The 13,202-nt window shown below is 60.1% G+C and carries 14 protein-coding genes; 10 read left to right on the top strand and 4 right to left on the bottom strand.

Going from position 1 to position 13,202, the window contains the following annotated elements; genetic code table 11:
- Positions 1-41: 41 nt before the first annotated feature.
- Positions 42-2,096 (bottom strand): S9 family peptidase, encoded by a 2,055-nt coding sequence (locus EIY72_RS00510; RefSeq protein WP_093225514.1) that lies wholly within the window; start codon positions 2,094-2,096, stop codon positions 42-44.
- Between the two features lie 113 nt (positions 2,097-2,209).
- Between EIY72_RS00510 and EIY72_RS00505 the strand changes: the two genes are divergently transcribed.
- The 6 genes from EIY72_RS00505 to EIY72_RS00480 are packed head-to-tail and all read left to right on the top strand — an operon-like array spanning position 2,210 to position 6,507.
- Positions 2,210-2,707 carry an MFS transporter gene (locus tag EIY72_RS00505; protein ID WP_093225511.1) on the top strand — a complete coding sequence of 166 codons (498 nt, stop codon included), beginning with the start codon at positions 2,210-2,212 and terminating at the stop codon, positions 2,705-2,707.
- 33 nt (positions 2,708-2,740) lie between these two features.
- Positions 2,741-3,517, top strand: coding sequence for a class II glutamine amidotransferase (locus EIY72_RS00500; RefSeq protein ID WP_093225508.1), 777 nt, complete (start codon positions 2,741-2,743; stop codon positions 3,515-3,517).
- 12 nt (positions 3,518-3,529) lie between these two features.
- Positions 3,530-4,072: a DUF2937 family protein gene (locus EIY72_RS00495; RefSeq protein WP_093225505.1), complete on the top strand. Its 543-nt coding sequence runs from the start codon at positions 3,530-3,532 to the stop codon at positions 4,070-4,072.
- Between the two features lie 58 nt (positions 4,073-4,130).
- Positions 4,131-4,883 carry a 5-oxoprolinase subunit PxpA gene (locus EIY72_RS00490; RefSeq protein ID WP_093225502.1) on the top strand — a complete coding sequence of 251 codons (753 nt, stop codon included), beginning with the start codon at positions 4,131-4,133 and terminating at the stop codon, positions 4,881-4,883.
- Complete coding sequence (locus tag EIY72_RS00485; RefSeq protein ID WP_093225499.1) at positions 4,880-5,584, top strand: 5-oxoprolinase subunit B family protein; 705 nt, start codon at positions 4,880-4,882, stop codon at positions 5,582-5,584. Before EIY72_RS00490 ends, EIY72_RS00485 begins: the two co-directional genes overlap by 4 nt.
- The gene (locus tag EIY72_RS00480; RefSeq protein ID WP_093225497.1) at positions 5,581-6,507 is read left to right on the top strand and encodes a 5-oxoprolinase subunit C family protein; all 927 of its coding nucleotides are present in this window, start codon (positions 5,581-5,583) and stop codon (positions 6,505-6,507) included. Before EIY72_RS00485 ends, EIY72_RS00480 begins: the two co-directional genes overlap by 4 nt.
- Positions 6,508-6,624: 117 nt before the next feature.
- Here the strand turns inward: EIY72_RS00480 and EIY72_RS00475 are convergent, their stop codons facing one another.
- On the bottom strand, positions 6,625-7,803 hold the full coding sequence (locus EIY72_RS00475; RefSeq protein WP_093225494.1) for a vWA domain-containing protein: 1,179 nt from the start codon (positions 7,801-7,803) through the stop codon (positions 6,625-6,627).
- Between the two features lie 11 nt (positions 7,804-7,814).
- On the bottom strand, positions 7,815-8,660 hold the full coding sequence (locus EIY72_RS00470; RefSeq protein ID WP_007911294.1) for an AAA family ATPase: 846 nt from the start codon (positions 8,658-8,660) through the stop codon (positions 7,815-7,817).
- Positions 8,661-8,864: 204 nt separating this feature from the next.
- Between EIY72_RS00470 and EIY72_RS00465 the strand changes: the two genes are divergently transcribed.
- Positions 8,865-9,095, top strand: coding sequence for a DUF4160 domain-containing protein (locus tag EIY72_RS00465; protein ID WP_093225491.1), 231 nt, complete (start codon positions 8,865-8,867; stop codon positions 9,093-9,095).
- A complete protein-coding gene (locus EIY72_RS00460) occupies positions 9,083-9,583 on the top strand; it encodes a DUF2442 domain-containing protein (protein WP_093225488.1) in 501 nt (166 codons plus the stop codon). The genes EIY72_RS00465 and EIY72_RS00460 overlap by 13 nt, the downstream gene beginning before the upstream one ends.
- Here EIY72_RS00460 and EIY72_RS00455 read toward each other — a convergent pair.
- On the bottom strand, positions 9,580-10,656 hold the full coding sequence (locus EIY72_RS00455) for a DUF748 domain-containing protein (RefSeq protein ID WP_093225484.1): 1,077 nt from the start codon (positions 10,654-10,656) through the stop codon (positions 9,580-9,582). The two genes, EIY72_RS00460 and EIY72_RS00455, sit on opposite strands and share 4 nt — an antisense overlap.
- A gap of 129 nt (positions 10,657-10,785) precedes the next feature.
- Between EIY72_RS00455 and cysK the strand changes: the two genes are divergently transcribed.
- Both cysK and EIY72_RS00445 read left to right on the top strand, forming a co-directional pair.
- Positions 10,786-11,760, top strand: coding sequence for a cysteine synthase A (cysK, locus tag EIY72_RS00450; RefSeq protein ID WP_093225481.1), 975 nt, complete (start codon positions 10,786-10,788; stop codon positions 11,758-11,760).
- A gap of 256 nt (positions 11,761-12,016) precedes the next feature.
- Complete coding sequence (locus EIY72_RS00445; RefSeq protein WP_093225479.1) at positions 12,017-12,955, top strand: aspartyl/asparaginyl beta-hydroxylase domain-containing protein; 939 nt, start codon at positions 12,017-12,019, stop codon at positions 12,953-12,955.
- Positions 12,956-13,202: the final 247 nt, after the last annotated feature.

Raw genomic sequence — 13,202 nt, 5'->3', positions numbered from 1 at the left:
GCGGTGTCCGGAATTAAGACCGGCACACCGCGCCAAGTTCCTCAGGCCATACCCAAAACCTTGAACAGAAAGGCGTATTCGAGTGCTACGTCACGCAATCCCTGATATCGACCGCTCATCCCTCCGTGGCCAGCTCCCAGTTCAGTCTTGAGCAGCAGCAGATTGTTGTCGGTTTTCGTTGCACGCAACTTCGCCACCCACTTGGCCGCTTCCCAGTACTGCACTCGGCTGTCGTTGTAGCCGGCGATGACCAGGGTCGGTGGATAAGCCTGGGCAGTGACGTTTTCGTACGGGGCGTAGGCCTTGATCCGATCATAGACGTCCGGCTCTTGTGGGTTGCCCCACTCGTCGTATTCGGTGATGGTCAAGGGCAGGTCCGGGTCGAGCATGGTGTTGAGCGCATCGACGAACGGTACTTCGGCAATGGCGACACCGAACAGCTCCGGTCGCTGATTGAGCACGGCACCGATCAGCAAGCCGCCAGCACTGCCACCGCTGATGGCCAGTTGCGGCGCCGTGGTGAAGCCGTTGGCGATCAGGTGTTCGGCGCAGGCGATGAAGTCGGTGAAGGTGTTCTGTTTGTGTTCCTGCTTGCCGGCGCGGTACCAGGCTTCACCCAACTCGCCGCCGCCGCGCACATGGGCGATGGCAAAGGCCATGCCGCGATCGAGCAGGCTCAGGCGCGCATGGGAAAACCATGGGTCGAGGCTGGCACCGTAGGCGCCGTAACCATAGAGGTACAGCGGCACGGGCTTGCCGAGGTACTCGCGCTTGATCACCAGGCTGATCGGCACCTGGGTGCCATCCGCCGAAGTTGCCCACAGACGCTGGCTGACGTAGGCATCGGCGTCGAACGGGCCGAGCACCGGGGTTTCCTTGAGGACGAGCTGCGCGCCACTGGCCAGGTCGAGTTGACGGATCTGTGCCGGGCGGTTCAACGCCTCGTAACGCAGGCGAATGCGCTCGCTTTCGAATTCCAGACTGTTCTGCACGTGCAGGCTGTAGGCCGCGTCCGGCAGTTGCACGCGATAAGGCGCCAGCCCCTGGGGGTGCACTTCAATGATCGGCAGGCCGCCGATGCGCAAGCTCAAGGTCATGGCCTGGATATTGAGACTGATGCCGTCGAGCATGACCTCGTCGCGATGGGCAATCAGGTTTTGCCAGTCGGCTTCGGTCGGCGCGACACCGGTATCAACGGCTGTGTACAGGGCGAAGTTGATACCGTCGCGATTGGTGCGGATGAACCAGGTCCACTGGCCGTCGAGCATGCCGTGGTCGACGTCGTACTCGTGATCCTCAACCCGCGGTGCCAGGCAGGTGAAGGCCTGCTGCGGCTGCGATGCATCGAGTACCCAGACTTCGCTGGTGGTCTTGCTGCCCAGGGACAACAGCAATTGCTGCTCGGAACTCGAGCGGTAGCAATGCAGGAAGAAGCGCCCGTCCGGTTCGTGGAACACTTCCTCGGCCGCCGTGCCGTCCAGGCGATAGCGATACAGCTTGTGCGGGCGATGGGTGTCGTCCAGCTCGCCGAAGAACAGTGTCAGGCTGTCGTTGGCCCAGGTCATGCTGCCGTCGCAGTCATCAAACGCCAGTTCGCTGACCCGGCCGTCGGACAATTCCTTCACGAACAGCGTGTAAATCTCGTCACCGCTTGAATCGACGCTGTAGGCCAGGCGTTGATGGTCAGGGCTGATGCTGAAGGCACCGAGGGAAAAGAACCCGCCATTGGCCAGTTCGTTCGGGTCGAGCAGCAATTGCTCCCGGCTCTCGTCGAGGGTCAGGCTGTCGTCGGCCGGGCGCGGGCAGCGGTAATGTCGGGCATATTCGTCACCGGCGGTGGTGCGGGTGTAATACAGGTACGGTCCCCATGGCGAGGGCAGGGACAGGTCGGTTTCGAGAATCCGGCCCTTGATCTCCTGGAACAGGGCTTCGCGCAGTTCGGCCTGATCGGCGGTTTGCGCTTCCTGATAGCTGTTTTCCGCCTTGAGGTAGTCGAGCACGGCGTCTGTATCGCGCTCTTGCAGCCAGGCATAGGGGTCGGAACCTTCAGCCTTGTGGGCAATGGGGGCGTCGCAACTGTTGGCGGGTAGGGGCATGAAAGATTCTCGAACAGTGTACGAAATGGGGATCGGCCACAGGGCATCTATGTCTTGATGCAGCCTGATGGGCGAAAAGCCGTTATCATAAGCGCCTCTTTGCCTGCCTTGCCATGGACACCATGACCGAGAACGACTATCTGATCGCCTGGGGGCTCTACGCCTTCGCCGCTTTGGGCTGCCTGTTGGTGTGGATGCGCCTGACCCGCTGGATGTGGCGTTACCTGCGCGAGCCGCTGCGCCTGGCGATGGCCGTGCTGCTGTTCAGCCCGACCATCATCGATCCGGTCAAGGACAAGGTCGCGCCAGCGATCGCCATTACCGCCCTGGATCTGCTGTTCAAGGTCGGCAATAACGCCTGGCGGGCGATTTCCGACTTGTTCATGTACGGCATGATCGCATTCGGCCTTTACCTGGTAATGGTGGCAATCCGCTTCCCCATCGAACGCGCCGCCAACGCCCGCAAGGAGCGTGAGGCCGCCGCCAAAGCCGCGGTCAAGGCCGACGAGCGTGAGGACGACCAACCGTTCGGCGGTGCCGGTGATGATCGTTATGGTCGCCCACCGGTGCCGAGCAATCCCCAACGCATGCGAGTCGAACCGCGTCTGTAACCTTGCCCCCTGCGATTGAGCGAGAGTCCGAGCATGTGTGAGTTATTGGGCATGAGCGCCAATGTCCCGACCGATATCGTGTTCAGCTTCACCGGGCTGATGCAGCGCGGTGGGCGTACCGGTCCGCATCGGGATGGCTGGGGCATCGCCTTCTATGAAGGGCGGGGTTTGCGATTGTTCCAGGACCCGGCCGCGAGTTGCGAGTCGGAAGTCGCCAACCTGGTGCAGCGCTACCCGATCAAGAGCGAAGTGGTGATCGGTCACATTCGCCAGGCCAACGTCGGCAAGGTCTGCCTGTCCAATACTCATCCCTTTATCCGCGAGTTGTGGGGCCGCAACTGGTGTTTCGCACACAACGGCCAGTTGGCGGACTTCCAGCCCGCGACCAGTTTCTACCGCCCGGTCGGTGACACCGACAGCGAAGCCGCCTTCTGCGACTTGCTCAACCGCGTACGCACGGCCTTCCCCGAGCCTGTCGAAGTCGAAGAGCTGCTGCCGGATCTGGTCGCGGCCTGCGCCGAGTACCGCAGCAAAGGCGTGTTCAACTGCCTGCTCAGCGACGGCGACTGGCTGTTCTGCTACTGCTCGACCAAACTCGCGCAAATCACTCGGCGTGCACCTTTTGGCCCGGCACGCTTGAAAGATGTCGACGTGATCGTCGATTTCCAGGCCGAAACCACGCCCAACGACGTGGTGACGGTGATTGCCACCGAACCTCTGACCGAAAACGAAACCTGGACCCGCTACCAACCGGGTCAATGGAGCCTGTGGCGACGCGGCGAATGCGTCCGCCAAGGCACTACCGAATAAGGATCCGACTCCATGTTGCTCAGTTACCTACGGCTGGTGTTGTTTGCGGCGGGCCTGTTGATCGGTGTCCAGGTGCCGGGGTTCATCAACGATTACGCCAAGCGGGTCGAGGCGCACCTGATTGAAGCCCAGGCCAGCCTGAGCGGATTCCAGGGCACGGCCAATCAGTTCTTCAAGGGCGATATGCAGGCGTTGGTCGCTCATTACCGCGCCAGCGAAGACCCGATCTTTCGCAGCGACGCCGACAGCCTGAGCAACCTGCTGACTCGCCAACTGGCGCTGGACAAGCAATTCCAGGCGATGCAAGGCCCCTGGTACATCCGCGTGCTGCAAGTGGTGCTCGCCGCCGACCCGGACATCCGCAAGGAAACCTGGAATGGCTACAGCTACCAGATCCTGCTGACACCGGAGGCGATGATCTGGGGCATGAGCGGCGCCTTGCTGCTCTCGTTCGGCCTTGAGTGCCTGTACCGCCTGATCGACTGGGTGGTATTGGGCGGCAAGCGCCTGCGCCAGAGCCGGCCGATTGAAGAGCGGGATTTGCGCGGTCTCTGACTGGGGTGTATGACACTTCAGTGTGGCCTGCCGATTAACGCCTACAGGAGTGTTCACCGTGAGCCGCCTGCTACTGAATTGCGACATTGGCGAAAGCTTCGGCAGCTGGACCATGGGTCTGGATGCCGAGGTCATGCCGTTCATCGATTGCGCCAACATTGCCTGCGGCTTCCATGCCGGTGACCCGAGCATCATGCGCAAGACTGTCAGCCTGGCGTTGAGCCATGGTGTGAAGGTCGGGGCTCATCCGGCCTATCAGGACCTGGTGGGGTTCGGCCGTCGCTCCATGGCCTACAGCGCCCAGGAGCTTCAGGACATCCTGCATTACCAGATCGGCGCCCTCGACGGTATCTGCCGGGCACAGGGTGGCCGGGTCAGTTACGTCAAACCCCACGGTGCGATGTACAACGACATGATGGCCAACCCCGCGCAATTGCGCGCGGTGCTGCAGGCGGTGGCCGCCTATGATCGCAGCTTGCCGCTGATGCTGATGGCGACCCGTGACAACAGCGCCGCCCAACAACTGGGTGATGAATACGGCGTGACCCTGTGGTTCGAAGCTTTCGCTGACCGGGCCTATGACAGCGCTGGCCGGCTGGTGTCACGACAACTGCCGGGGGCGGTGCACCACGATACCGAGATCGTCATCGAGCAGGCCCTGACCATCGCCCGTGGCGAAAACCTGATCGCCAGCGATGGCAGCGCCTTGCGTCTGCAAGCCAATACCCTCTGCGTGCACGGCGACAACGCCAGCTCAGTGGCGGCCGTGCAACGAATCCGTGAAGCCCTGAGCCGTCTGAGCGCAGCATGAATCCAAGAGTCGAAGTGGTGGCGCTGGATTGCCTGATGGTGCGTCTGTTCGATGAGATCGCCGAAACCAACATGCCGTGGCTGCTGGCCGCCAGCGCAAGCCTGCGCCAGGTGTTTGCCGGTCATCTGATTGATCTGGTGCCGTCCTACACCACCTTGATGTTGCAATACGACCTCCGCGCGCTGACCCCGGCCCAGGCTCGGGATCTGATTGCGCAAGCGCTGGTCGACCTGTCGCCCAATGCCCATGCGCGCGGGACCCGCCATACGCTGCCAGTGTGGTACGACCTGAGCGTCGGGCCGGAACTGAGCTTGCTGTCGCAACGCAGCGGGCTGGCGGTGGAGGAGGTGATTCGGCGTCACAGCGGGCGGGAGTATCAGGTGTTTGCCCTGGGTTTTGCGCCCGGATTTGCGTTCATGGGGCTGGTGGATGAGGTGCTTGCTGCGCCACGCCTGAGCACCCCGCGCAAGAAAGTCGCCGCCGGCAGTGTCGGCATTGCCGAGCGACAAACCGCGGCCTACCCAGCGGTATCCCCCGGAGGCTGGAACCTGATCGGCCGCACCCCGGCCAGGCTCTTTGACCGCGAGCGCGACGGCTACAGCCTGATGCAGCCAGGCGACAGGGTTCGCTTCGAGGCGGTCAGTCATGCCGAGTTCATCCGTCTAGGGGGTGACGACTCGCCGCTGGAGGCCCAGGCATGAGCCAACTGATGATCGAGGCAAGTACGCCGCTGTGTCAGCTGCAGGACGCTGGCCGGTTCGGCGTGCGCCATCTCGGCGTCACCCAGGGCGGTGCGGCGGACTGGCGATCGATGTCCTGGGCCAATTGGCTGTTGGGCAATCAACTGGATGCGCCGGTGATCGAAATCACCCTGGGCGGTTTCAGTGTGCTGGCCGAGGACGATTGTGTGCTGGCCCTGGCCGGCGCGGATCTGGATGCACGGGTGGATGGCAAGCCATTGGCACCTTGGCGCAGTTTCAGGCTGTGCAAGGGCCAGCGCTTGCAGTTCACCCAGCCGTTATCCGGCGCACGAACTTATCTGGCGGCGCCCGGTGGCTTTGATGCGGCAAAAGTACTGGGCAGTTGTTCGACAGTGGTTCGCGAGGAGCTGGGCGGATTGAGCGGCATGGGCCTCGCTTTGGGCAAAGACGAGCGATTGCGTTATTCCGGCAGTGCGCTGGTCCTGCTGCGGGAGCTTTCCGTTGATCAAGTGCCGGACTTTAAGGGCAATGTGTTGCTGGACCTGGTGCTGGGTGCCCAGATCGGCGAGTTCAGCGGGCAAAGCCTGTTCGATGCCTTTTACAGTGATTGGCGCCTCGACAGTCGTGCCGACCGTATGGGCATTCGCCTGCTGGGCCCTGCGTTGCTGTACCAGGGCAAGCCGATGATTTCCGAGGGTATTCCGCTGGGGGCGGTGCAGGTGCCACCGGACGGGCAGCCGATCGTGTTGCTCAATGATCGGCAGACCATTGGCGGCTATCCGCGATTGGGGGCTTTGACGCCACTGGCGCTGGCGCGATTGGCACAGTGCCTGCCGGAGGCGCAGGTGAAGTTAAGGCCGGTGGTGCAGGAAGTGGCGCACCGGGAGCATATCGAATATTTGCAGCGATTTTTGAGCCGCTAAGAGCATCGCGAGCAGGCTCGCTCCCACAAGGATCGCTGTTGCTCACAGTTGTTGTGATCAACCGTTAAACCCTGTGGAGCGAGCTTGCTCGCGATGACGTCAGACCAGACACTGCAATTACTTGGACAAAAACCGCATCCCTTCCTCCAACCCGCGCAGGGTCAGCGGATACATCTGGTCCTCGATCAAATCACGCACGATATTGGTCGATGAGGTGTAGCCCCAGGTGTCTTTCGGGTACGGGTTGATCCAGATGAGCTTCTTGTACTTCTCCTTGAAACGCTGCATCCACACGTAACCGGCTTCTTCGTTCCAGTGCTCGACGCTGCCGCCCGGCTGGGTGATTTCATAGGGAGCCATGGCGGCGTCCCCGATGAAGATCACTTTGTAGTCGGCGCCATACTTGTGCAGCAGGTCCATGGTCGAGGTGCGTTCGGAGGTGCGACGCATGTTGTTCTTCCACACCGATTCATAAATGAAATTGTGGAAATAGAAGTACTCCAGGTGCTTGAACTCGGTCTTGCAGGCCGAGAACAACTCCTCGCAAATCTTCACATGGGCGTCCATCGAGCCACCGATGTCGAACAGCAACAGCAACTTGACGGTGTTACGGCGCTCCGGACGCATCTGGATGTTGAGCAAGCCGGCGTCTTTGGCGGTGTGATCGATGGTGCCGTCGATGTCCAGCTCTTCGGCCGCACCCTGACGGGCAAACTTGCGCAAGCGACGCAGGGCGACCTTGATGTTGCGCGTGCCCAACTCCACCGAATCGTCGAGGTTCTTGTATTCCCGTTGATCCCAGACCTTGGCCGCTCGGCCTTGGCGCTTGCCGGCATCGCCGACGCGAATGCCTTCCGGGTTGAACCCACCGGAGCCGAACGGGCTGGTGCCGCCGGTGCCGATCCACTTGTTGCCGCCGGCGTGGCGTTCCTTTTGCTCTTCGAGGCGCTTCTTGAACTCTTCGATCAGCTTGTCCAGGCCGCCCAGGGACTGAATGGCCGCGCGTTCTTCGTCGGTCAGCGAACGTTCGAACTCCTTGCGCAACCAGTCTTCCGGAATCAAGGCCTGCAGGTGATCGTCCAGCTTCTCCAGGCCATTGAAGTAGGCGCCGAAGGCCCGGTCGAACTTGTCGAAATGCCGCTCGTCCTTCACCAGGATCGCCCGGGACAGGTAATAGAACTCGTCCATGTCGGCGAAGGTCACGCGCTGCTTGAGCGCGTTGATCAGGTCCAGCAGCTCGCGCACCGAGACCGGCACCTTGGCTGCGCGCATTTCATTGAACAGATTGAGCAACATGACGTTGGCCCTTATCGAGTGCCGCGACGACTCATGAACGCCAGACGCTCAAGCAGCTGCACGTCCTGTTCGTTCTTCACCAGCGCGCCGGCCAGCGGCGGGATGGCTTTGGTCGGATCGCGTTCGCGCAGCACTGCTTCGCCGATGTTGTCGGCCATCAACAGCTTGAGCCAGTCCACCAGTTCCGACGTCGATGGTTTCTTCTTCAGGCCCGGCACCTTGCGCACGTCGAAAAAAACGTCCAGCGCTTCGCTGACCAGGTCCTTCTTGATGTCCGGGTAGTGCACATCGACGATTTTCTGCAGCGTGGTGCGGTCAGGGAAGGCGATGTAGTGGAAGAAGCAGCGGCGCAGGAAGGCGTCTGGCAGTTCTTTTTCGTTGTTGGAGGTAATGATGATGATCGGACGCTTCTTCGCCTTGATCGTCTCGTCGATCTCGTAAACGTAGAACTCCATCTTGTCGAGTTCTTGTAGCAGGTCGTTGGGGAATTCGATGTCGGCCTTGTCGATTTCGTCGATCAGCAGGATCACTCGCTCTTCGGATTCGAAGGCTTCCCACAGCTTGCCCTTTTTCAGGTAATTGCGAACGTCGTGGACTTTTTCGTTGCCCAGTTGCGAGTCACGCAGACGGCTGACCGCATCGTACTCGTACAGGCCCTGATGGGCCTTGGTGGTGGACTTGATGTGCCAGGTGATCAGCTTGGCGCCAAAGGATTCGGCCAGTTGCTCGGCGAGCATGGTCTTGCCGGTGCCTGGCTCGCCCTTGACCAGCAGCGGCCGCTCCAGGGTGATGGCGGCGTTGACCGCCAGCTTCAGGTCATCGGTGGCGACGTAGGCCTGGGTGCCTTCGAACTTCATCTGCTAATCCTCGAACGGTAACGCCGACCTGAACGCGGCAGGGCGGGGGCGCAATAAAATGGTCAGCCCCGACTATAACGCGGCGCCCCGTCGACTGTGAACGCAGACGGCGTATTCAGTCTCTGAATGGAGCGTCACATGTTGACTCAGTCTCGGCCGATGGCCAGTATTCAGATATTGCCAATTTGGCGATAGCCTTCGGGCATGTCTACCAAATACCGATTTCGCGACAAGTACCGCATTCAGTTGCGCGAGAAGGATCACCCGCCGCCCCATGTTCACCTGACCGGCGGCGGAGTGGATGTGATGCTGAGCCTGGACACCGTCGAAGTGATGATGGGCAAGGCGCCGCCGCTGATCATCAAGGAGGCGTTGGCCTGGGTGGCAGCTCATCAGGTGCAATTGTTGGAGGACTGGAAACGATGTTACCCATGAAACGGCCACGATTGTCGGCAGTGCAGGCTTTGGCCGGGCACTGTTTGTCTTTGACTTTCATCGACGGTCAACAATTGAGCCTCGATTTGAGCCGTGATCTACAAACCTATCCGGGGCTGAAACCGTTGCTGGATGCCAGTGTGTTCGCCAGCGCAGAATTGGGTGATGACGGCTGGAGCGTCGAATGGCCGGAGCCGGATATCCAGATTGGCGCCGATACCTTGTACCGCGATGCGCTCGCACAGAATGCACCGGACGAAAACACCCGGATCTTCATGGACTGGCGTGCTCGCACCGGATTGCCGCTGAACCAGGCGGCCGAGGCGCTGGGGGTTAGTCCCCGCAGTATCAGTCGCTACAGCAGTGGCAGGGAAGCGGTGCCGAGATCACTGGCCCTGGCTTGCCTGGGCTGGGACTCCTTGCAGCAGAGGCCGGCGCAACATGCGGCAGAGGATACCGGCCGTTACGTCGTCAATCGCAAGAACTAGCCCGCATCCGGTTTGGGTTGTTCATACCGGGCATTGAAGGCCTGGATGAAACCATTGCGCAAAATCTGTAAAAACGCTTCGAACGCGCTGATATTTTGCTGATGCACGCTGCCGCTGAGTTCGACTTTGGTGGCGAACTGGTTTTTCGCCTGGTTCTTCAACACCGTCTCCGTACCGCCGACCAGTGCCTCCCAGACCGAGCGAAAGATACTTTTGTTTTTGTTCTCCACATCTTGCTGCCAGTTGAACACCTCCACGTCGCGCAGCAGCGGTTTGATGTAACCGGTGATCTGGGCTTTTTTCGCCTGGGCCTCGATGACCACGTCGCCGTGGCCGGCGTTGAAGTCGAATTTTCCATAGGCCGAGGCGAAGTCGTTCATGCGCTTGAGTTCGAGGTCGCGGGCACGCAGGCGGAACTGGAAATCCTCGAAATTGCTCAGCGGGTCGAATGTGGCGGAGGTTTCCAGTGGCGCCTGACCGAGCAGCAGGGCCTTGCCTTCGAAGCGGGCATCGCGCTTGCCTTTGCTATCAACCACGTTGGTCAGGTTGTAGATGCTGGCCTCGACCTTGGTGGCATTCATGTTCACCGGCGGTTTGGAGTTGAAGTTGCGAAAACTGATGCGGCCGTCGTGTATCTGTACTTCATCGAGGGTAATCGGCAGCAGTTTGCCGAGCTGTGCGCGCCAGTCGGTGCCCTTACCGGTCTGGGAGTTTTGCTTGTTGGCGCCGCCATCGACGAAGTTGACCTCGGGATTGAAGAATTTAACCTGTGCCACTACCGCATGGTCGAACCACAGCGAATGCCAGCTCACCGACAGGTCGATCAACGGCGCATTGACGAACGGCACCGGCACCTTGCCGTCGACCTTGACGATCTTCAGTCCGTTGATCTTGTAGGCGCCGCGCCACAGGGCGATGTCCACATCGGTGACCTGGCCTCGGTAATCGCCCATGTCGGCAAGTTTGTCGTTGAGGTAATTGCGCACCATATAAGGCAGCGCGACGTGCAGGGCTATCAGCAGCACGGCGAGGCCTGCAAGGATCCACAGCGGCCAGCTGTATCGACGTTTCATGATGGCAATTCTCTGGCGATCTAAAGCCATTGACTGCACAGCGCATCGGACGTTCGGCGCGACTGGACGCCCGCGGGCAAGAGGCTTAACTTGATGCCCTATTTCAATGCTGTCGTTAAGGACCCAGCCATGAGCCGCATTTTTGCTGACAACGCCCATTCCATCGGCAACACGCCACTGGTGCAGATCAACCGCATAGCGCCGCGCGGCGTGACCATTCTGGCGAAGATCGAAGGGCGCAACCCGGGTTACTCGGTCAAGTGCCGCATCGGCGCAAACATGATCTGGGACGCCGAAAGCAGCGGCAAGCTCAAGCCAGGCATGACCATCGTCGAACCGACCTCGGGCAATACCGGCATCGGCCTGGCCTTCGTGGCGGCCGCGCGCGGTTACAAACTGATGCTGACCATGCCGGCATCCATGAGCATCGAGCGGCGCAAGGTGCTCAAGGCGCTGGGCGCCGAACTGGTGCTGACCGAGCCAGCCAAGGGCATGAAAGGCGCCATCGAAAAGGCAGGTGAAATCGTTGCTAGCGATGCGTCGAAATATTTCATGCCGGCGCAGTTCGACAACCCGGCCAACCCGGCCATCCATGAAAAAACCACCGGCCCGGAAATCTGGAACGATACCGACGGAGCGGTGGACGTGCTGGTTGCGGGGGTCGGAACCGGCGGAACCATCACCGGTGTCTCGCGGTATATCAAGAATACCCAGGGCAAACCGATTCTTTCCGTAGCTGTGGAACCGGTGGTTTCGCCGGTGATTACCCAGGCGCTGGCCGGTGAGGAAATCAAGCCGAGCCCGCACAAGATCCAGGGCATTGGTGCCGGTTTCGTGCCGAAAAACCTCGATCTGTCGTTGGTTGATCGCGTGGAGTTGGTCACCGATGAAGAGTCAAAGGCCATGGCCCTGCGCCTGATGCAGGAAGAAGGAATCCTCTGCGGCATTTCCTGTGGCGCTGCCATGGCAGTGGCGGTACGACTGGCGGAAACCCCGGAAATGCAGGGCAAGACCATTGTGGTGATCCTGCCGGATTCCGGGGAGCGCTACCTGTCGAGCATGCTCTTCAGTGACCTGTTTACCGAACAGGAGAATCAGCAGTAAAAGGGTAGAAGCGACCGGGCCGCATACTGCTGGCAGCGCCACGCAATGCGGTCATGTTGCGGCCGTTCGGCCAAGGCATTGACCCACATCAGCCAAGGTTCAGGTGCCCTGTGTTACGAAGTGCTTTGTTGCGCAATTTTTAACATTGAATGTTCTAAAGTGCGGTTTTTTCATTGAGTCGGTCGTGGTTATATACCGGCTGCCGCGTCGGGTTGAATGACGTGGTGCAAAGTTGCCTATTTTCAAGGAGTTGTGGATGACCTTTTCCTTTGCCGCGAAGGCGTCGTTGTTGCTGCTGTTTCTCGGCAGCACGCTCTATGTGCATTTGCGCGGCAAGGCGCGTTTGCCGGTGTTGCGCCAGTTCGTCAACCATTCGGCGCTGTTCGCCCCTTACAACGCCTTGATGTACCTGTTTTCGGCGGTACCGTCCAAGCCGTACCTGGATCGCAGCAAGTTCCCGGAGCTGGACGTGCTCAAGGACAACTGGGAAGTGATTCGCGACGAAGCGATGCACCTGTTCGACGAGGGTTACATTCGGGCCGCGGAAAAGAACAACGACGCCGGTTTCGGTTCGTTCTTCAAAAAGGGCTGGAAGCGCTTCTACCTCAAGTGGTACGACAAACCGCTGCCGTCGGCAGAACTGTTGTGCCCGAAAACCGTGGAACTGGTCAGTGCGATTCCCAATGTCAAAGGCGCGATGTTTGCGTTGCTGCCCGGTGGCAGTCACCTGAATCCGCATCGCGATCCGTTTGCCGGTTCCTTGCGTTATCACCTGGGCTTGTCGACACCGAACTCGGACGACTGCCGTATTTTTGTCGACGGTCAGGTATACGCCTGGCGTGATGGTGAAGACGTGATGTTCGACGAAACCTACGTGCACTGGGTCAAGAACGAAACCGAAAAGACCCGGGTCATCCTGTTCTGCGACATCGAGCGCCCGTTGAGCAATCGCCTGATGACCCGCATCAATCGCAGCATCAGCGCCTGGCTGGGTCGCGCGACTGCACCGCAGAACCTCGACGATGAACGCGTCGGCGGCATCAACAAGGCGTACGCCTGGAGCAAGAACTCCAGCGACAAATTCAGCGGTGTGGTCAAACAGTGGAAACGCCGCAATCCCAAGGCTTATCGCGTACTGCGACCAGTGCTGGCGGTGGTGGTGTTGACGTTGTTGGGGTATTGGCTGTTTGGTTGAGGCCAGATGAACTATGAAAAAAACCGCTCTTCATGAGCGGTTTTTTTGTTCCAGGATCACGAGATCGCCTCCGGCAACTCATTGCAATCCATGTCCAGAGCTGGTTATAGTCGGCGCTCGTGAGTTTCAGGACTCACCTTTTTTTTCCTCAAAAGCGATCAGCCTAAATGCCTGCATTCCTCATCAACGCGGTAGTCGATTCAGCGGTCAACGCTGGCGTCGTGCCGTGCGGGAAACTGCAGCCCGG

This window comes from Pseudomonas vancouverensis, from assembly GCF_004348895.1.
Taxonomy (GTDB): domain Bacteria; phylum Pseudomonadota; class Gammaproteobacteria; order Pseudomonadales; family Pseudomonadaceae; genus Aquipseudomonas; species Aquipseudomonas vancouverensis.
The sequence above is the reverse complement of the archived record's forward strand: the minus strand, read 5'-3'. Positions and strand labels throughout refer to the sequence as shown.